1 rRNA gene is annotated in these 3,107 nt (G+C 49.3%); it reads left to right on the forward strand.

The window, feature by feature from the left end:
* Nucleotides 1-191: 191 nt before the first annotated feature.
* Nucleotides 192-3,074: ribosomal RNA gene (locus ACW689_RS21370) — 23S ribosomal RNA — on the forward strand.
* Nucleotides 3,075-3,107 lie beyond the last annotated feature (33 nt).

A 3,107-nucleotide genomic window follows, 5' to 3' on the forward strand; every position in this document is an offset into this window, starting at 1 on the left:
TTGCTCTTTAAAAATTTGGAAAAGCTGATAATTAATTCTTGTAGATATTTATATCTATAAAGAGTTTTCAAAAGTAAAACATGCCGATAAGTATTTAATACTTATTAGCGTCTACTTTAGTATTCAATATTAACTTCTGGCGAAGTTAAACTGTCTTTAGCAGTACAACTTAAAACTATTTTGGGTTGTATGGTTAAGTGACTAAGCGTACACGGTGGATGCCTTGGCAGTTGGAGGCGATGAAGGACGTACTAACTTGCGATAAGCCTAGTTGAGCCAGTAAGAGGCGCTTGAGACTAGGATTTCCGAATGGGGAAACCCGGCCCTTTGGGTCATCATGCAGTGAATACATAGCTGTATGAAGCGAACGCGGAGAACTGAAACATCTAAGTACCCGTAGGAAAAGAAATCAACCGAGATTCCGAAAGTAGCGGCGAGCGAAATCGGACTAGCCCTTAAGCTTTAGTGTAGTTAGTGGAACATTCTGGAAAGTTTGACGATACAGGGTGATAGTCCCGTACACAAAAACTTATCTAAAGTGAAATCGAGTAGGTCGGAGCACGTGAAACTTTGACTGAATATGGGGGGACCATCCTCCAAGGCTAAATACTCCCAACTGACCGATAGTGAACCAGTACCGTGAGGGAAAGGCGAAAAGAACCCCTGTGAGGGGAGTGAAATAGAACCTGAAACCGTGTACGTACAAGCAGTAGGAGCAGACTTGTTCTGTGACTGCGTACCTTTTGTATAATGGGTCAGCGACTTATATTCTGTAGCGAGGTTAACCGATTAGGGTAGCCGTAGCGAAAGCGAGTCTTAACTGGGCGCTTAGTTGCAGGGTATAGACCCGAAACCCGGTGATCTAGCCATGGGCAGGTTGAAGGTTGAGTAACATCAACTGGAGGACCGAACCCACTAACGTTGAAAAGTTAGGGGATGACCTGTGGCTAGGAGTGAAAGGCTAATCAAACCGGGAGATAGCTGGTTCTCCCCGAAATCTATTTAGGTAGAGCCTCGGACGAATACTTACGGGGGTAGAGCACTGTTAAGGCTAGGGGGTCATCCCGACTTACCAACCCTTTGCAAACTCCGAATACCGTAAAGTACTATCCGGGAGACACACGGCGGGTGCTAACGTCCGTCGTGAAGAGGGAAACAACCCAGACCGCCAGCTAAGGTCCCAAAGTGTATGTTAAGTGGGAAACGATGTGGGAAGGCTAAAACAGCTAGGAGGTTGGCTTAGAAGCAGCCACCCTTTAAAGAAAGCGTAATAGCTCACTAGTCGAGTCGGCCTGCGCGGAAGATGTAACGGGGCTAAACATACCACCGAAGCTGCGGCTGCGAATTTATTCGCGGGGTAGGGGAGCGTTCTGTAAGCGGTTGAAGGTGTACCGGGAGGTATGCTGGACGTATCAGAAGTGCGAATGCTGACATGAGTAACGATAATGCGGGTGAAAAACCCGCACGCCGGAAGACCAAGGGTTCCTATCCCATGTTAATCAGGGTAGGGTAAGTCGACCCCTAAGGCGAGGCTGAAGAGCGTAGTCGATGGGAAACGGGTTAATATTCCCGTACTTGGAATAATTGCGATGGGGGGACGGAGCAGGCTAAGTAAGCATGGCGTTGGTTGTCCATGTGAAAGTGTGTAGGCTGGTGACTTAGGAAAATCCGGGTCGCTAAGGCTGAGACACGAGACGAGCTACCACGGTAGTGAAGTTACTGATGCCCTACTTCCAGGAAAAGCCTCTAAGCTTCAGATTATTTCGAATCGTACCCCAAACCGACACAGGTGGTCAGGTAGAGAATACTAAGGCGCTTGAGAGAACTCGGGTGAAGGAACTAGGCAAAATTGTACCGTAACTTCGGGAGAAGGTACGCTGTTGTTGGTGATGGGATTTACTCCTTAAGCTGACGACAGCCGCAGTGACCAGGTGGCTGGGACTGTTTATTAAAAACACAGCACTGTGCAAAATCGTAAGATGACGTATACGGTGTGACACCTGCCCGGTGCCGGAAGGTTAATTGATGGGGTTAGACTTAGGTCGAAGCTCTTGATCGAAGCCCCGGTAAACGGCGGCCGTAACTATAACGGTCCTAAGGTAGCGAAATTCCTTGTCGGGTAAGTTCCGACCTGCACGAATGGTGTAACCATGGCCACGCTGTCTCCACCCGAGACTCAGTGAAATTGAAATCGCAGTGAAGATGCTGTGTACCCGCGGCTAGACGGAAAGACCCCGTGAACCTTTACTACAGCTTGGCACTGAACATTGAGCCTACATGTGTAGGATAGGTGGGAGGCTTTGAAGCGGTGACGCCAGTTACCGTGGAGCCGACCTTGAAATACCACCCTTGTATGTTTGATGTTCTAACTTAGGCCCCTAATCGGGGTTGAGGACAGTGCCTGGTGGGTAGTTTGACTGGGGCGGTCTCCTCCCAAAGAGTAACGGAGGAGCACGAAGGTTGGCTAAGTACGGTCGGACATCGTACGGTTAGTGTAATGGTAGAAGCCAGCTTAACTGCGAGACAGACACGTCGAGCAGGTACGAAAGTAGGTCATAGTGATCCGGTGGTTCTGAATGGAAGGGCCATCGCTCAACGGATAAAAGGTACTCCGGGGATAACAGGCTGATACCGCCCAAGAGTTCATATCGACGGCGGTGTTTGGCACCTCGATGTCGGCTCATCACATCCTGGGGCTGAAGTCGGTCCCAAGGGTATGGCTGTTCGCCATTTAAAGTGGTACGCGAGCTGGGTTTAGAACGTCGTGAGACAGTTCGGTCCCTATCTGCCGTGGGCGTTTGAGAATTGAGAGGGGCTGCTCCTAGTACGAGAGGACCGGAGTGGACGAACCGCTGGTGTTCGGGTTGTGATGCCAATTGCATTGCCCGGTAGCTACGTTCGGAATCGATAACCGCTGAAAGCATCTAAGCGGGAAGCGAGCCTCGAGATGAGTTCTCACTTTAACTTTAAGTTAACTGAAGGGCCGTTGAAGACTACAACGTTGATAGGCTGGGTGTGGAAGCGTAGTGATACGTTAAGCTAACCAGTACTAATTACCCGTGAGGCTTAACCATACAACGCCAAAGTGGTTTTACGAACCAGAAGTT

It is taken from the genome of Pseudoalteromonas sp. ABE4_541 (assembly GCF_056312285.1).